The following is a 16,630-nucleotide window of genomic DNA, read 5'->3' as shown; positions in this document are numbered from 1 at the left end:
GAATCGTGTGAACGGGGCGAATAATAGCGGGGCGCCTGGGGTTTGTCAAAGCGCTAAACTGCAAAAAAAGCGCGTTTGCTGAGGGAATGAGCACCTTGCGCTGTTTTTCGGCATTTTCCATCGCTATGCGTTGATTTTTGCATCCCAAATCGTTTTGACGCCGCTTGCACAAGCCTTTGCACGGCGATGGTGCAGGGTCACTCTCGCTATCCTGCACCTTCTCATCTTGGCCGTACGGCCCAGCCCCTGTTATCCCCGCCACACGCCGCGCCGCAACTGATATGTAGGATGAATAAGCAAACAATATGTATTCGTCGTCACAATGGCTGGATTTTTGCTTACTCATTTTTGGGGAATGCGACTGCGCTCTCAAGAAAAATATTTTCCCCGTCTACACATAAAGTGACTGATCCGCGCCCTAGGGCGTTTCGCTACAACAGTGCTGAGGAAGATAACAATGTCATCGAAATTGATAAAAAGTCCGCTCGCTGCTTTGCTCATCGGTTGTTTAGGTACGGCGTTTTCCGCGCAGGCCGATATCGTCATCGGCGTTGCCGGGCCGTTCTCCGGGCCGAATGCCACCTATGGCGATCAGTATTGGCGCGGGGCTTCGCAGGCGGCGGCGGACATCAACGCCGCCGGCGGGATCAAAGGGGAAAAAATCAAGCTGGTGCAGGGGGATGACGCCTGCGAACCGAAACAGGCGGTCGCGGTCGCCAACCGGCTGGTGGATCAGGACAAGGTCTCGGCGGTGGTCGGCCACTTCTGTTCCTCATCCACCATGCCCGCCTCCGAGGTGTATGACGAGGCCGGCATCATCGCCATTACCCCCGGCTCCACCAACCCGCAGATCACCGAGCGCGGCATGAAGACCATGTTCCGCATGTGCGGGCGCGACGATCAGCAGGGCGTCATCGCCACCAACTACATGCTGGATACCCTGAAGGCCAAACGCATCGCGGTGATCCACGATAAAGACACCTACGGCCAGGGGCTGGCGGACGCAGCGAAGGCGGCGATGAACAAGCGCGGGGTTAAAGAGGTGCTGTATGAGGGGCTGTCGCGCGGCGAGAAAGACTTCAACGCGCTGGTGACCAAGATCGCCTCGGTCAAACCTGACGTGGTCTACTTCGGCGGCTGCCATCCGGAAGCCGGGCCGCTGGTGCGCCAGATGCGCGAGCAGGGCGTGACCGCCAAGTTCTTCTCCGGCGACTGCGTGGTGACCGAAGAGCTGGTGACCGCCGCCGGCGGGCCGCAGTACACCAACGGCGTGCTGATGACCTTCGGCAACGATCCGCGCCAGATCGCGGAAGGCAAGGCGGTGATCGCCAAGTTCCGCGCCAGCGGCTTTGAGCCGGAAGGCTACACCCTTTACTCCTACGCTTCGATCCAGGCGATCGCCGCCGCCTTCAACGCCACCGGCGGCAAAGACAGCGCCAAGGCCGCCGACTGGCTGAAGTCGCACGACGTGGACACCGTGATGGGCAAAAAAGCCTGGGATCAGAAGGGCGATCTGAAGGTCTCCGACTACGTGGTCTATCAATGGGATGACAAGGGCAAATATCACCAGCTGTAAACGGCCGAACCGTGAAGTTGTAACCCTATGACAGACGGGCCGCCGCCCTGGCGCGCCCGTTCCGCGACTACCTTTGGCCGCGTCGGACTGCGTTGGCGGCCTTACCAGGCGAGACTGCTCATTATGGATGTATTCTTTCTGCAACAGCTGATCAACGGCCTGACCCTCGGCGCGGTGTATGGCCTGATCGCCATCGGCTACACCATGGTTTACGGCATCATCGGCATGATCAACTTCGCCCACGGCGAGGTGTACATGATCTCCGCCTACCTGTGCGCCATCGGTCTGGCGCTGCTGTCGTTCTTCGGGCTGCACTCGTTCCCGCTGCTGATCCTCGGCACGCTGGTGTTCACCATCGTCATCACCGGGGTGTACGGCTGGGTGATCGAGCGCATCGCCTACAGGCCGCTGCGCAACTCCACCCGCCTGGCGCCGCTGATCTCCGCCATCGGCATGTCGTTAATCCTGCAAAACTACGCGCAGATCAGCCAGGGGCCGCGCCAGCAGGGCATCCCGACGCTGCTGAGCGGCGTGTTCCGCCTGGAGTTCGACGGCGGCGTGGTCCAGATCACCTACACCAAGGTGTTCATTCTGGTGGCGTCGCTGCTCGGCATGGCGATCCTCACCTACGTCATTCAGCGCACCCGGCTGGGGCGCATCTGCCGCGCCACCCAGCAGGATCGCAAAATGGCCTCGATTCTCGGCATCAATACCGATCGGGTGATCTCGCTGGTGTTCGTGATCGGCGCCGCCATGGCCGGGCTGGCCGGGGTGCTGATCACCATGAACTACGGCACCTTCGATTTTTACGTCGGCTTTATCATCGGCATCAAGGCCTTCACCGCCGCGGTGCTGGGCGGCATCGGTTCGCTGCCGGGCGCGATGCTCGGCGGGCTGCTGCTCGGCGTGGCGGAGGCGCAGTTCGCCGGCATGGTGAATTCGGATTACAAGGACGTGTTCTCCTTCGGGTTGCTGGTGGCGATCCTGATCTTCCGCCCGCAGGGCCTGCTCGGCCGGCCGCTGGTCGCCAAGGTTTAAGGAGAACGCCATGTCGCAATCCGTAATCAACGGCGGGCTGGACGTTAAACGCAGCCTGCTGGATGCCGTTTTGGCCGGGCTGATCGCCCTGATCGTGTTCGGGCCGATTGTCGGCATCGTGCTGAACGGCTACAGCTTCAACGTCGAGCCGCGCCGGCTGGTGTGGATCATCGTTGCGGTGATGGCCGGGCGGCTGCTGCTGAGCCTGTTCCTGCAAACCGCGCCGGGCCGCAAGGTGCTGGCGCGCTTCGACGGCGGCAACGACGGCGTGTACGTGCGTCCGCTGGGCTATAAATCCAATCTGCGCTGGTTCCTGCCGCTGATGGCGGCGATCGCGCTGTTGTTCCCGTTCGTCGCCACCAAATACCTGCTGACGGTGGCGATCCTCGGCCTGATCTACGTGCTGCTCGGCCTGGGGCTGAATATCGTGGTCGGGTTGGCGGGGCTGCTGGATCTGGGGTACGTGGCGTTTTACGCCATCGGCGCCTACGGGCTGGCGTTGGGCTACCAGTATCTCGGGCTCGGTTTTTGGGCGATGCTGCCGCTCGGGGCGCTGATGGCGGCGCTGGCCGGCGCGCTGCTGGGCTTTCCGGTGCTGCGTATGCACGGCGACTATCTCGCCATCGTCACGCTCGGGTTCGGCGAGATCATCCGGCTGGTGCTGAACAACTGGATGTCGCTCACCGGCGGGCCGAACGGCATTTCGGTGCCGGCGCCGACGGTGTTCGGCCTGGAGTTCGGCCGGCGCGCCAAGGACGGCGGAGTGCCGATCCACGAGTTTCTCGGCATCGATTACAATCCCAACCTCAAGTTCATCTTCATCTACGCGATGCTGTTTTTGGTGGTGCTGCTGGTGCTGTACATCAAGCACCGGCTGACGCGCATGCCGATCGGCCGCGCCTGGGAGGCGCTGCGCGAGGACGAGATCGCCTGCCGTTCTTTGGGGCTGAATCACGTGCTGGTGAAGCTGTCGGCGTTTATGCTCGGCGCCTCCACCGCCGGACTGGCGGGGGTGTTTTTCGCCACTTACCAGGGGTTCGTCAACCCGACTTCGTTCACCTTCTTCGAGTCGGCCCTGATCCTGGCGATCGTGGTGCTGGGCGGCATGGGCTCCACCCTCGGCGTGGTGCTGGCGGCCTTCGTGCTGACGGTGGCGCCGGAGCTGCTGCGCAGCTTCGCCGAATACCGGGTGCTGCTGTTTGGCGTGCTGATGGTGGCGATGATGATCTGGCGGCCGCGCGGGCTGGTGCGCATCAGCCGATCCAGCTTCGCCGAACGCAAGGGGGTGGCGCCATGAGCGACGCCATTTTGCGGGTGGAACACCTGATGATGCGCTTTGGCGGCATCAAGGCGCTGAACGACGTCAATCTGGAGGTGGAGCGCGGTTCCATCACCGCCCTGATCGGCCCCAACGGCGCCGGCAAGACCACGGTGTTCAACTGCCTGACCGGCTTTTACCGCGCCAGCGGCGGCGCGATCCTGCTCAATACCCACAAGCGGCCGACCGACGTGATCCAGGTGCTGGGGCAGAAGTTCCGCGCCGGCGACTGGATACGCCCGAAGCGGCTCGGTTCGCGCCTCTATTACAAGATGTTCGGCGGCACCCACTTGGTCAACCGCGCCGGGCTGGCGCGCACCTTCCAGAATATCCGCCTGTTCCGCGAAATGTCGGTGGTGGAGAACCTGCTGGTGGCGCAGCACATGCAGAGCAACCGCAACCTGATCGCCGGGGTGCTGAATACGCCGGGCTACCGCCGGGCGGAAAGCGCTGCGCTCGATCACGCCTTCTATTGGTTGGAGGTGGTGGATCTGGCGGACTGCGCCAACCGGCTGGCGGGGGAGATGTCCTACGGCCAGCAGCGGCGGCTGGAGATCGCGCGCGCCATGTGCACCGCGCCGGAGATGATCTGCCTCGACGAACCGGCCGCCGGGCTGAACCCGGTGGAGACGGCCGCGCTGAGCCGCATCATCCGCTTCCTGCGCCAGCATCACGGCATCACGGTGCTGCTGATCGAGCATGACATGGGCATGGTAATGGAGATCTCCGATCGGGTGATCGTGCTCGATCACGGCGATGTGATCGCCCGCGGCACGCCGCAAGAGATCCAGCACAACGAGGCGGTGATCGCCGCCTACCTGGGCGCGGACGAAGAGGAGCTGGCGGGATGAGCGAAGCGATGTTGGAATTTCGCGAAGTGGATGTGTTTTACGGGCCGATCCAGGCGCTGCGCCAGGTGTCGCTGCAGGTGAACGCCGGGGAGACGGTGGCGCTGATCGGCGCCAACGGCGCGGGCAAGTCCACGCTGTTGATGTCGATCTTCGGCCAGCCGCGCATCGCCGGCGGGCAGATCCTGTTTGGCGGCGAGGACATCAGCCGCCGCTCCACGCACTTTGTTGCCAGCAGCGGCATCGCGCAGGCGCCGGAGGGGCGGCGCATCTTTCCGGACATGAGCGTGGAGGAGAACCTGTTGATGGGCACCATCACCGTCGGCAATCGCTACCTGGAGGAGGATTTGCCGCGCATGTTCGAGCTGTTTCCGCGCCTCAAGGAGCGGCGCAACCAGCGGGCGATGACCATGTCCGGCGGCGAGCAGCAGATGCTGGCGATCGCCCGCGCGCTGATGAGCCGGCCGAAGCTGCTGCTGTTGGACGAGCCGAGCCTGGGGCTGGCGCCGATCGTGGTGCGGCAGATCTTCGGGGTGCTGCGCGAGCTGACCCGCAGCGGCATGACGCTATTTCTGGTGGAGCAGAACGCCAACCACGCGCTGAAACTGTCCGATCGCGGCTATGTGATGGTCAATGGCCAGATCCGCCTCACCGGCAGCGGCCAGGAGCTGTTGAACGATCCGGAGGTGAGAAAGGCCTATCTGGGCGGCGGCTGAGCGCCGCCCCACGGGCAGGGATGCCCGCGTTCATTTTTCAGCGTCGTTGCGCTCTTGGCCATCGTAGTGTGAACGGGCCGCTCTGAAGGCGTCGGCGGAGGCGATAATCCACGACCAGAGCGGCAGCATGTTGAGCAGCATCTCTTTCCCCGCGTCGGTGATGGTGTAAACCACGCGGGGCAGTTTCTCCTGATAATCGCAGCGCGATATCAGGCCGTCCCGCTCGAGATGGCGCAGCGTCCGCGTCAGCATTCTCTGCGTCACGCCCGCCAGTTGGCGGCTTATCTCGCCGTGGCGCAGCGGCCCGTGAGTGCCCAGGATATGCAATACCCCCAGCGACCAACGGTTGCCCGCATGCGCGAGGATCTCACGCTTCAATCCTTCATCGTCGTTGCTCAGTTCTTCACAGAACGCCTGCGAAAATTGCAGCAGCGCTTCCCGATCGCTCGTCATATTCCTCTCCGGTATCACGCGTGTACCTAATTGAACCCGTTTTTGTCAGCTGTCAGGATGACGCAGTGTCAAGACAGGAGGCAAGAATGAAATCCACAAATCCATCTATCAATACCGTGCTCATACTCGGCGCCGGTGAACTGGGGCTGCCGGTATTGTGTGCGATGAGCCGGCAGGCTCGGTTATCTCCATCTTTAAAAATCAGCGTGCTGCTCCGGCCGGAGGCTGCACGCGCCGTCAGCGGCCCGCTCCGGGCGCGGCGGGATGCGCTGGCGCGGCTCGGCATCGCCGTGGTGGAAGGCGATCTGCAGCAAAACGGCGTGGAGGCGCTGAGCGCGCTATTCCGTTCCTTCGACGCGGTGATCAACTGCAGCGGCTTTGTCGGCGGGGCGGGCACGCAGATAAAGATCACTCAGGCCGTCTTGCAAGCGGGCGTGGCGCGCTACTTCCCGTGGCAGTTCGGCGTGGACTACGATGTTGTCGGCAAAGGCAGCGGGCAACAGGTGTGGGATGAACAGCTCGAGGTGCGTCACCTGCTGCGTGCGCAGCGTGCGACGGAGTGGGTGATTGTTTCCACGGGCATTTTCACCAGCTACCTGTTTGACCCCGGCTTTGGCGTGGTGGACGCGGCAACCAAAACGGTGCGCGCGCTGGGCGACTGGCGCTACGCGGTGACGCTGACCACCCCCGAGGACATTGGCCGGCTGACGGCCGCGATTTTTTTCCATCGGCCCGCGTTTCGCAACCAGGTGGTCTATATCGCCGGCGACACGCTGACCTACCGCGAGCTTGCCGATGTTATGCAGGCGCGCTGGGGCGTGGAGGTCAACAGGATCCTGTTGGACAAAGAGCGGCTGCGGGAAGATGTGCGGAACCATCCGCGTGACGTCGGCGCTAAATACCGGCTGGCTTTCGCCCGGCCCGACGGCGTGGCGTGGGATAAGGCGAAAACCTTCAATGCGCGCCAGGGCATAGCCACCACCACCGCCGAACAGTGGCTGGCGCAGCAATGGCCGATCCCTCCGGACGGTTAATCGCCTGAGCGCCGCAGTCAGAACTGGCGCTGCATCCAGCGCACGTTCAGCCGCACCAGCGCGATGATGGCGCTGGAGAGCAGCCGCAGCCCGCCGGGCATGTCGCGGCGGCGAATGTCCAGCAGCAGCACGGTGCGCACCTGCGGGCTGTCGTTCCATACCTCGTGCTCGAAGGTATCGTCCCAGAGCATGAACTCCCCCTCGCGCAGCCGGTATTCGCGGCCGTCCACCTTCAGCACCGCCGCCGGCGCGCCGTCGGCGCGTTTGGGCATGTCCAGCACCAGATAGCCGCGCAGAATGCCGCGGAACGGACCGCGATGGGGCGGCACCTGTTTGCCGGGCGCCAGGAAGGAGAGCGACGCGGACAGCACGTCCGGCGAGGAGGCGATCAGCGCCGCCAGCGTCGGACAGCGCGCCAGGTTGCGGGGGATGGGCTGGCCATAGGCCTTCATGATGAACATGCGCCAGTCGCGCGCGTCGTTGGCGGAGATGGACGCCTGCTGGCTCATGATCTCGTGAAAGCGCGGGATATTGTGCAGATCGTGGGCGACCGTCAGCGCCTCTTCGCGGATCTGCCGCCATTGGGCGGTGAAGCGTTCGGCGTCGGGGAAGAGGGCTGCGCTGTCGAGCACCGGCTGGCCCTGGATGCGGCGATCGTAAACATTGCGCAGGGCAAGTACGGACCAATCATAAATCGCGGACATCATAATGACCTCGCCTCAGGAAACGCCAAAGGGACACTGCGCGCTTCTTCGGCGCGGCGCGTGGACGGCCGGGGAGAAACGGCAGGAAAAATTGGTACGCTTCAATAGATTAGCACAGCATTTGTGCAACCGTGTGTCTGCGAATGTGTCGAAATGCGGCGAAAAAAACCACACAATTAAAGTGTGACGCGTATCGCATTTAGCGGGCCGGTTGGTTAAAATATCGCGACTTGCCCGCACCTGTCCGGATTTTGTTTACCATGGAACACGCTCCCGTTTCGCGCTCAACCGCCTGGTTGCGCGTGGTCATCCTCGCCGTCTCGGCCTTTATTTTCAACACCACCGAGTTTATTCCGGTCGGTCTGCTGAGCGATATCGCCGCCAGCTTCTCGATGCAAACCGAACAGGTCGGCCTGATCATCACCATTTACGCCTGGATCGTCGCCGCCGCCTCGCTGGCGTGCATGCTGCTGACCAGCAAAATTGAGCGCCGCAAACTGTTGATCGGCGTGTTCATGCTGTTTATCGCCAGCCACGTGCTGACCGCCGTGGCCTGGAACTTCACCACGCTGGTTATCTCGCGCGCCGGCGTGGCGCTGGCGCACTCGGTGTTCTGGTCGATCACCGCCTCGCTGGCGATCCGCGTGGCGCCGCCGGGCAAGAAAGCCCAGGCGCTGAGCCTGCTGGCGGGCGGCACCGCGCTGGCGATGGTGCTCGGGTTGCCGCTCGGGCGGGTGGTCGGGCAACTGCTCGGCTGGCGCATGACCTTTATCGGCATCGCGGTGTGCGCCACGCTGGCGCTGGTGCTGCTGTGGCGCCTGCTGCCGGTGCTGAAAAGCGAGCACTCCGGTTCGCTGGCCAGCGTGCCGCTGCTGTTCAAACGCCCGGCGCTGGTGGCGCTGTACATGCTGACCATCATTGTGGTGACGGCGCACTTCACCGCCTACAGCTACATCGAGCCGTTTATCCAGACCGTGGCCGGGCTGTCGGAGAACTTCACCACGCTGATGCTGCTGCTGTTCGGCGCCGCCGGCATCGTCGGCAGCCTGCTGTTCAGCCGCTACAGCGAGCGGTTTCCTTCCGGCTTCTTCATCGGCGCCATCACGCTGCTGGCCTTGAGCCTGCTGCTGCTGTTGCCGGCGGCCGGCAGCGAAAGCCACCTGACGGTGCTGTGCATCTTCTGGGGGATGGCGATCATGGCGATCGGCCTGTCGATGCAGGCCAAAGTGCTGAGCCTGGCGCCGGACGCTACCGACGTGGCGATGGCGATTTTCTCCGGCCTGTACAACTTCGGCATCGGCAGCGGCGCGCTGCTGGGCAACCAGGTGAGTCTGCATCTGGGCATGGGCAACATCGGCTTCGTCGCCGCGCCGCTGGCGCTGATCGCCCTCGGCTGGTGCCTGTTGAGCGTCTACCGCAGCGAACGGCTGCAGCAGCACCACAGCCGTTAACCTGCGGCATCCCGCGCTGCATTTTCCTGCTATAAAACAGGCTGCTGCAGCGTTTTATGCTTAACTTTTTTTCATAGTCTGCTAATTAAAAATTTAACTCCGACGCCGCTTCGCTAGCATAGAAAGTCATCAAAAATGTTAATGCGAGGTTAACGGTGAGTGACTCTGTAGCGGCGTCGCCGATCCATGCGCGGGATTTGGCGGCCAGAATCGACGCCTTGCCCGCGTCGGCCGGCCTGTGGCGCTTTATCATTCTGCTGTCGCTGGGCGGCTTTTTCGAACTCTACGATCTGTTCCAGACCGGCTATATCAGCACCGGCCTTATCGCCGACGGCATTTTCCACACCGGCGCGCAGGGTGTCTTCGGCGTGTCGGATCAGGCGGCCTTCGCCTCCGCCACCTTTCTCGGCCTGTTCGTCGGCGCCAGCCTGCTGAGCCCGTACGCCGATCGCTTCGGCCGGCGCGCCACCTTTATGTTCGCCCTGATCTGGTATGGCGCCTTCTCGCTGCTGTTGGCGTTTCAACAGCAGGCGGAATGGGTGATCTTTCTGCGTTTTCTGGTGGGCGTCGGGCTCGGCATCGAGTTGGTGACCATCGATACCTACCTGACGGAGTGGGTGCCCGCGCATCTGCGTACCCGGGCTTTCGCCTTCGCGTTCTTCGTGCAGTTTCTGTCGGTGCCGGCGGTGGCGCTGATGTCCTGGTGGCTGGTGCCGCAGACGATTTGGGGCCTGAGCGGCTGGCGCTATGTGGTGATCGCCGGCGCGCTGGCTTCGCTGGTGATCTGGCTGGTGCGCAAGGGGCTGCCGGAGTCGCCGCGCTGGCTGGTGCAACAGCGGCGCTATGCGCAGGCCCGGCAGGTGATGCGGGACATGGAACGGCGCTGCGGCGTGGCGGCCGCGGACTTCCCGTCGCGCCCGGTTGACGATGCCGAGGGAGCGCCGCTGCGCGGCCGCTTTCGCGACATCTGGGCGCCGCAATATCGCGATCGCACGCTGATGCTGGTAGTGATGAATTTCTTTCAGGCCATCGGCTTCTTCGGCTTCGGCAACTGGTTGCCGGCGCTGCTGTCGGGCAAGGGCGCTTCGGTCACCCACAGCCTGCTGTACGCTTTCTTCATCACGCTGGCCTACCCGCTTGGCTCGCTGCTGTGCAGCTTCTACGCCGACAAGATGGAGAACAAGTGGCAGATCGTGTTGTCCTGCCTGGTGACGGTGATCTTCGGCTCGCTGTTCGCACTGCAGAACAACCCACTGTGGCTGATCCTGTGCGGTTTCTTCATCACCTGGTCCAACGCCTGGCTGACCTACAGCTACCACTCGTATCAATCCGAGATCTTCCCGACCCATATCCGCGCCCGCGCCGTCGGTTTCTGCTACTCCTTCAGCCGCCTGTCGACGGTATTCAGCAGCATCATCATCGGCATTATCTTGCAGTACGGCGGTTCGCTGGGGGTGATCGCGTTTATCGTCGCCAGCATGCTGATCGTGATGCTGGTGATCGGGCTGTTCGGCCCAAAAACGCGCGGTATCGATCTGGAAAACATCTGACGTTTTGCGCCGGCGGCGACGCCGGCTTCTTCAGCAAAAAAACTCGCGATCATGCGAAAATTATTCCGTTATCACTGCCTTTACGCCTGCCGTACTGTTAACCCGTACAAAATCCAATTCGATACCGAGCGGGGAACACGTCATGAGCACCCTTACCGCGCCCGATGGCGCACGCATTTTCTATAAGGATTGGGGCCGCGGCCAGCCGATCCTGTTCTCCCACGGTTGGCCGCTGTCCGCCGACGCCTGGGACAACCAGCTGCTGTTTTTCGGCCAGAGCGGATTCCGCGTGATCGCCCACGATCGCCGCGGCCACGGCCGTTCCGATCAAACCTGGCACGGCAACGACATCAATCAATACGCTGACGATCTGGCCCTGCTGATCGAAACGCTGGATCTGCGCGATCTGATCCTGGTCGGCCATTCCACCGGCGGTGGCGAAGTGGCGCGCTACATCGGCCGCCACGGCAGCGATCGGGTGGCGAAGGTGGTGCTGGTCGGCGCCGTACCGCCGCTGATGCTGCAAACGCCGGTCAACCCTGAGGGTACGCCGATGGCGGCCTTCGACGGCATTCGCAGCGGCGTGGCGGGCAACCGCTCGCAGTTCTTCAAAGATTTGGCGGTGCCGTTCTATGGCCTCCACTGCGACGAGGTGGAGAGCAATGCGGGGCTGATCGACCACTTCTGGCTGATGGGCATGCAGGGCGGCGTGAAAGGGCAGTACGAGTGTGTGCGCGCGTTCTCCGAAGTGGATTACACCGCCGACCTGCTGGCGATCGACAAGCCGACGCTGCTGGTGCACGGCGACGCCGATCAGATCGTGCCGATCGGCGCCTCGGCGCTGAAAGCCGCTAAGCTTATGCAACAGGCGGAGCTGAATGTTTACGCCGGCGGTTCTCACGGTTTGGCGCAGGTCGATCCCGATCGCTTCAACGCCGATCTGCTGGCCTTCATCCAAAATTCGCCGTTTTAAGGGGGCGCGATGAACCTGACTGCTATCGCCGCCCGCTGCGCACAGCGGCTGCATGCGCCCGCGGTGCGCTGGCTGCTGCTGCTCGCCATTTGCGCCGCCTATATTCAGGGCGGGCTGGTCAAGGCGTTGAACGTTGAGGGCGCGATTGCCGAAATGACCCACTTCGGCTTGCAGCCGGCGGCGCTGTTCGCCGTGCTGGTGACGCTGCTCGAACTGGCCGCGTCGGCGCTGATCCTGAGCGGCTTTTATCGCTGGCTCGGCGCGTTGGCGCTGGCCGGTTTTACCCTGATGGCGACGCTGATGGCCAATCCGTTCTGGCAGTTCGACGGGGCGGAGCGCGGCCAGATGATGAACGGATTTTTTGAACACCTCGGGCTGGCCGGCGCGCTGTTGCTGGTGGCATTTAACGATTTGAAGGAGCGAACGGATGGCTGAACAGACGGAAAACAAGGCGGCGGCGGGCGGCTTCGCGCCGCTGAAAATCCCATTATTTGCGGTGCTGTGGGGCGCCACGGTGCTCGGCAACGTCGGCAGCTTTATGCGCGACGTCGCCAGCTCGTGGCTGATCACTGACCTGTCGAGCAACCCTTCGGCGGTGGCGCTGATGCAAACCGCCGCTACGCTGCCGGTGTTCCTGCTGGCGATCCCGGCCGGGGTGCTGTCGGACATTCTCGATCGGCGGCGCTTTCTGATCTTCGTGCAAATTCTGCTGGCCTGCGTGAGCGGCAGCCTGCTGGTGCTGTCGCAGACCGGTTCGCTGACGGTGGAATATTTGCTGGCGCTGACGTTCGTCGGCGGCATCGGCGCGGCGCTGATGGGGCCGACCTGGCAGGCGATCGTGCCGGAGCTGGTGCCGCGCGCCGAGCTGAAAAACGCCGTGGCGCTGAACTCGCTGGGCATCAACATCGCCCGTTCCATCGGCCCGGCGGCCGGCGGTCTGCTGCTGGCCAGCTTCGGCGCCGGCGCGGCCTACGGCGCGGACGTGATGAGCTATGTGCTGGTGATCGCGGCGCTGCTGTGGTGGAAGCGGCCGAAGGCCGAGGACAGCGGCCTGTCGGAGCACTTTTTCGGCGCCTTCCGCGCCGGGCTGCGCTATGCCCGTTCCAGCCGCGAGCTGCACGTGGTGCTGCTGCGGGCGGCGGTGTTCTTCGCCTTCTCCAGCTCGGTCTGGGCGCTGCTGCCGCTGGTGGCGCGCCGCATGCTGGGCGGCAGCGCCGGTTTTTACGGCGTTCTGCTGGGTGCGGTAGGCGCCGGGGCGATCCTCGGGGCGATCGTGCTGCCGCGCCTGCGCCAGCGGCTGAACGCCGACGGGCTGGTGTTGCTGGCGGCGGTGCTCACCGCCGTGGTGATGGCGGCCCTGTCGCTGGCGCCGCCGCAGTGGCTGGCGGTGGTGCTGCTGTTGGTGCTGGGCGCCGGCTGGATCATTGCGCTGACCACGCTTAACGGCGCGGCGCAGGGCGTGCTGCCTAACTGGGTGCGCGGCCGCGGCCTGGCCATCTATCTGATGGTGTTCAACGGCGCGATGGCGGCGGGCAGCCTGCTGTGGGGGCTGGTGGCGCAGGAGCTGGGTGTGGCCGCCACGCTGCTGGTCGGCGGCGTCGGCCTGTTGGCGGCGGGGCTGCTGTTCCACCGTCTGCGTCTGCCGACCGGCGAGGCCGATCTGCAGCCGTCGAACCATTGGCCGGAGCCGTTGGTCAACACGCCGGTTGAAAACGATCGCGGCCCGGTGATGATCCAGGTGGAGTACCGCATCCGCGAACAGGATCGGCCGCAGTTCTTGCGCACGCTGCTGATGCTGGAGCGGGCGCGCCGCCGCGATGGCGCTTACGCCTGGGGCATCACCGAGCACACCGGCGATCCGGAATGCATCATGGAGTGGTTCCTGGTGGAGTCCTGGGCGGAGCACCTGCGGCAGCACCAGCGGGTGTCGCACGCCGACGCCGACCTGCAGCAGGAAGCGCTGCGCTTCCATATCGGCCCGGAGAAACCGGTGGTGCATCACTTCCTGTCGTTGGACAGGCGGCAGGTGAAGCATTAACTGCACGGCCAGGCGGTGAGAAGGTGCTATGCTTTTGGTCGGTTCGGCGGCGCGGCCGCCGTAAGACGAATGTAGTCAGCACAGGGAGACACATTGATGACGGCACCTTCTGCTTTTGCCCGCGAGCTTGGGCTGCGCTATCCGATCGTTCAGGGGCCGATGAACGGCGCGTCGCCGCCGGCATTGGCGGTGGCGGTGAGCAACGCCGGGGCGCTGGGATCGTGCGCGGCGGCGCTGTTTTCACCGGCGGTGATCCTCGAACGCGTGCAGCAGATCCGCGCGCAGACCGCCGCGCCGTTCAACATCAATCTGTTTCTGCTCGATGAGCAGCACCCGGATCTCGCCGAGCTCAAGCGCGCCCAGCACCTGCTGCGGCCGTTCCGCGAAGCGCTGGGGCTGAGCGAGCCGCCGCTCCCCACTCAATTCGCCGAAAACAACCGCGACCAGATCGCGGCCCTGCTGGAGGCTGCGCCGCCGGTGGTCAGCTTCACCTTCGGCGTGCTGCCGCGCGCCACGGTCACACAGTTCAAGAAGGCCGGCTCGCGGGTGATCGGCACCGCCACCACGGTGGCGGAAGCCCGCGCCTGGGAAGNGTCTCGGGCGCGGAGGCGGGCGGCCACCGCCCGACCTTCCTCGGCGATATCGAACAGTCCTGCGTCGGGTTGATGGCCCTGTTACCGCAGGTGGTGGCGGCGGTGAAGATCCCGGCGATCGCCGCGGGCGGCATCATGAACGGGCGCGGCATCGCGGCGGCGCAATTGCTGGGCGCGCAGGCGGCGCAGCTGGGCACCGCGTTTCTGTGCAGCCCGGAGTCGGGCATCGCCGAAGCCTGGCGAGCGGCGCTGCGCAACGCCGGCGATGACAGCACGCGCCTGACGCGCGCCTTCAGCGGCCGCCCGGCGCGCGGCATCGTCAATGACTTCATGCGGCAGATGCGCGCGGAAGAGGCGCAGATCCTGCCTTATCCGGTGCAGAACGCGCTCACCGGCGATATTCGCCAGGCGGCGGCCAAGGCCGGGCGCGGGGAGTTTATGTCGCTGTGGGCCGGGCAGGGCGTGGGCCTGGCGCGGCCGATGCCGGCGGCGGAGCTGGTCGCCACGCTGGCGGCGGAGCTGGAAGCGGTGTGACCTCGTCGGCGCGATTTATTGCTGTGGCAATGTAAAAAGACGCCGGGGTGAGGCCTGAGAAGAGATGAACAGTCCGGCGTGAGGCCGGACTGCGGGTTTGCCTTGGCTAGACGAGAATATCGGCGGAAGCGTCGACATGCCCAACGATTTTGACAAGGAAATCAGGCAATTGATTGCCGGAGAGATTGATGGCCAGATCGGTGACATTCTGCTGCGCGTCATAATTCAGCGCCGCTTCATACAAAGAGCCGCTTAAACTATCCACGAAGTGCAACTCATTCCCTTCGGCCTTAGCCGTCTGGTTGAGCCACGACAGGTCGATTTTATCCACCGCCGTCTGGAAATCGCGGATCCAATCCGGCGCGGCGGCTTGGCTGTCGCCGGCTTCGCGGAAGACGAAGGTGTCCGCGCCTGCATTGCCCCAGAGCTGATCGGCGCCGCCGGCACCGTAAATGATGTCGTTGCCTGCACCGCCTTTTAGCGTATTGTTCAGCGCGTTGCCCACTAAAATGTCTGCGCCGCTGCCGCCGATGATATTTTCAATCTGCGCGCCGTAGGCGATGGCGATATTTGCCTTCAAGCCGCCCACATCAGAGAATGCGCCTTCGTTAATGTTGATGCGCTGATCCTGGCTGTAGCCTGAAAAATCCAGCGTGTCATTGCCGCCGGCATCCCAGATAGCCGCCACGATTTTGTCCGTGGACGCCTTAACGCTCAGAAAGTCTCTGTCCGTATTCGAGTTGAAACCATAGGTGGTATCGCCGGTGCGCGTGGTGGTATTCGCGCCGTAAAGCTTCTGTATGGCGGTAATATCATCCAGCTGCGGCCCTGATGGCCAAACGCCTTTATAGTCAGCGCTGGTGTATTGTTCGTTAAAATAGCTCATCAAAGAATATTGATGGTCGTCTTCATAATACTTCGCCGAGTTGGCGTAGGTGGGGTAGGTGGCATTTGACGCATCATAATTGCCGGGATGAGAAAGCCCCAACGCATGCCCTATTTCATGAGTCAGCGTATCCCTGGCGTAGTTATTGGTTTGCGGATTGGAGGCGTCGTAGCCGTTATTGCCGCTGATCCAAATGGTGCTTTTGAGATTGCTCTGCGTACTTTCATACGAGGTGTAATTGCCCCCGCTGGCCGCCTTATAAAAACCAAACTTTATATCTGCATTTTTCGCGTCGTTGCCTTTAACCTCGGTGAACGTGATGTTGGCCACATCCGACCAGGATTGCAATGAAAGCTTGGTTTGGGCTTGCTGGGCGGCGGTAAGCTGCGCGGCGCCCGTCTTGTCGCTGCCGGTATAGACGGGGAAAGAGTAGGTCAAGGTAGCCGCATGGTCGGTCACGCCTTTGCCATTGGCGGAATAATGGCTCCTCAGCAGCAGATCTGAAACTTCTTGCGTGGTATATGACGGTTTACTGCTCCCCGCGTGATCGCCTCTTTCATAACTGGTTAAATAACCGGAAATCTTATCGGTCGCTAATGACATATCAAACTCCTTTGGACGTTGACAATATTGCACCTAACGCTCTATATGCTCGTACACAGGTTTGAAAATCAGGGGTAATTAATGTGATATCATTGGCTTGCCTCCTTGGTCCGGCTTGAATATTGCGTTCAAGCGGAATATATCCTTATCATTAATCACGGTGAGGAATTAATTGTGCACTGTGATTGAGTTAAAGCAGTATAAACACAATTATTTTATTAATGAGTTATTCTTATATGAATCTTTTACATAAGATATGCGTAAAAGGCGTGCTTAAATAACCAGGTGGAATTAAATCTTTATTTAATATTACAC

General features: G+C 62.7%; 15 protein-coding genes and 1 pseudogene. 12 read left to right on the top strand and 4 right to left on the bottom strand.

Going from position 1 to position 16,630, the window contains the following annotated elements; translation table 11 throughout:
* On the bottom strand, positions 1–346 hold a 346-nt coding region (locus ADK28_RS32775; RefSeq protein ID WP_204375385.1), incomplete at its 3' end, for a hypothetical protein.
* A gap of 111 nt (positions 347–457) precedes the next feature.
* Between ADK28_RS32775 and ADK28_RS25950 the strand changes: the two genes are divergently transcribed.
* From ADK28_RS25950 to ADK28_RS25930, 5 genes are all read left to right on the top strand, one after another.
* Positions 458–1,576, top strand: coding sequence for a branched-chain amino acid ABC transporter substrate-binding protein (locus tag ADK28_RS25950; RefSeq protein WP_048797037.1), 1,119 nt, complete (start codon positions 458–460; stop codon positions 1,574–1,576).
* Between the two features lie 123 nt (positions 1,577–1,699).
* Positions 1,700–2,614 (top strand): ABC transporter permease subunit, encoded by a 915-nt coding sequence (locus ADK28_RS25945; protein ID WP_048797036.1) that lies wholly within the window; start codon positions 1,700–1,702, stop codon positions 2,612–2,614.
* Between the two features lie 10 nt (positions 2,615–2,624).
* Positions 2,625–3,911, top strand: a complete 1,287-nt coding sequence (livM, locus tag ADK28_RS25940; RefSeq protein ID WP_033639877.1) for a high-affinity branched-chain amino acid ABC transporter permease LivM — start codon at positions 2,625–2,627, stop codon at positions 3,909–3,911.
* Positions 3,908–4,783 carry an ABC transporter ATP-binding protein gene (locus ADK28_RS25935; protein ID WP_016927043.1) on the top strand — a complete coding sequence of 292 codons (876 nt, stop codon included), beginning with the start codon at positions 3,908–3,910 and terminating at the stop codon, positions 4,781–4,783. Before livM ends, ADK28_RS25935 begins: the two co-directional genes overlap by 4 nt.
* Positions 4,780–5,496: an ABC transporter ATP-binding protein gene (locus tag ADK28_RS25930; protein ID WP_004928599.1), complete on the top strand. Its 717-nt coding sequence runs from the start codon at positions 4,780–4,782 to the stop codon at positions 5,494–5,496. The genes ADK28_RS25935 and ADK28_RS25930 overlap by 4 nt, the downstream gene beginning before the upstream one ends.
* Before the next feature lie 30 nt (positions 5,497–5,526).
* On the opposite strand, the gene ADK28_RS25925 is transcribed toward ADK28_RS25930, so the two are convergent.
* A complete protein-coding gene (locus ADK28_RS25925; protein WP_025303488.1) occupies positions 5,527–5,949 on the bottom strand; it encodes a winged helix-turn-helix transcriptional regulator in 423 nt (140 codons plus the stop codon).
* A gap of 86 nt (positions 5,950–6,035) precedes the next feature.
* Between ADK28_RS25925 and ADK28_RS25920 the strand changes: the two genes are divergently transcribed.
* On the top strand, positions 6,036–6,983 hold the full coding sequence (locus ADK28_RS25920; protein WP_048797035.1) for an aromatic alcohol reductase: 948 nt from the start codon (positions 6,036–6,038) through the stop codon (positions 6,981–6,983).
* Positions 6,984–7,000: 17 nt separating this feature from the next.
* Here the strand turns inward: ADK28_RS25920 and ADK28_RS25915 are convergent, their stop codons facing one another.
* The gene (locus ADK28_RS25915; RefSeq protein WP_033641388.1) at positions 7,001–7,687 is read right to left on the bottom strand and encodes an aspartyl/asparaginyl beta-hydroxylase domain-containing protein; all 687 of its coding nucleotides are present in this window, start codon (positions 7,685–7,687) and stop codon (positions 7,001–7,003) included.
* Positions 7,688–7,947: 260 nt separating this feature from the next.
* Between ADK28_RS25915 and ADK28_RS25910 the strand changes: the two genes are divergently transcribed.
* From ADK28_RS25910 to ADK28_RS25885, 6 genes and pseudogenes are all read left to right on the top strand, one after another.
* Complete coding sequence (locus ADK28_RS25910; RefSeq protein WP_033632605.1) at positions 7,948–9,138, top strand: sugar transporter; 1,191 nt, start codon at positions 7,948–7,950, stop codon at positions 9,136–9,138.
* Positions 9,139–9,293: 155 nt separating this feature from the next.
* Entirely contained in the window at positions 9,294–10,688 is a 1,395-nt protein-coding gene (locus ADK28_RS25905; protein ID WP_028128351.1) for an MFS transporter, read from the top strand.
* Positions 10,689–10,830: 142 nt separating this feature from the next.
* Complete coding sequence (locus ADK28_RS25900) at positions 10,831–11,661, top strand: alpha/beta fold hydrolase (RefSeq protein WP_016927049.1); 831 nt, start codon at positions 10,831–10,833, stop codon at positions 11,659–11,661.
* 9 nt (positions 11,662–11,670) lie between these two features.
* The gene (locus ADK28_RS25895) at positions 11,671–12,096 is read left to right on the top strand and encodes a DoxX family protein (RefSeq protein ID WP_033639880.1); all 426 of its coding nucleotides are present in this window, start codon (positions 11,671–11,673) and stop codon (positions 12,094–12,096) included.
* The gene (locus tag ADK28_RS25890; RefSeq protein ID WP_016927051.1) at positions 12,089–13,699 is read left to right on the top strand and encodes an MFS transporter; all 1,611 of its coding nucleotides are present in this window, start codon (positions 12,089–12,091) and stop codon (positions 13,697–13,699) included. The genes ADK28_RS25895 and ADK28_RS25890 overlap by 8 nt, the downstream gene beginning before the upstream one ends.
* A 96-nt stretch (positions 13,700–13,795) precedes the next feature.
* Positions 13,796–14,826: pseudogene (locus ADK28_RS25885) on the top strand (NAD(P)H-dependent flavin oxidoreductase).
* 106 nt (positions 14,827–14,932) lie between these two features.
* Here the strand turns inward: ADK28_RS25885 and ADK28_RS25880 are convergent.
* On the bottom strand, positions 14,933–16,315 hold the full coding sequence (locus tag ADK28_RS25880; protein ID WP_048797034.1) for a serralysin family metalloprotease: 1,383 nt from the start codon (positions 16,313–16,315) through the stop codon (positions 14,933–14,935).
* Positions 16,316–16,630: the final 315 nt, after the last annotated feature.

The sequence above is a fragment of the Serratia sp. 506_PEND genome (assembly GCF_001076875.1).
GTDB classification, from domain to species: domain Bacteria; phylum Pseudomonadota; class Gammaproteobacteria; order Enterobacterales; family Enterobacteriaceae; genus Serratia; species Serratia marcescens.
The sequence above is the reverse complement of the archived record's forward strand: the minus strand, read 5'-3'. Positions and strand labels throughout refer to the sequence as shown.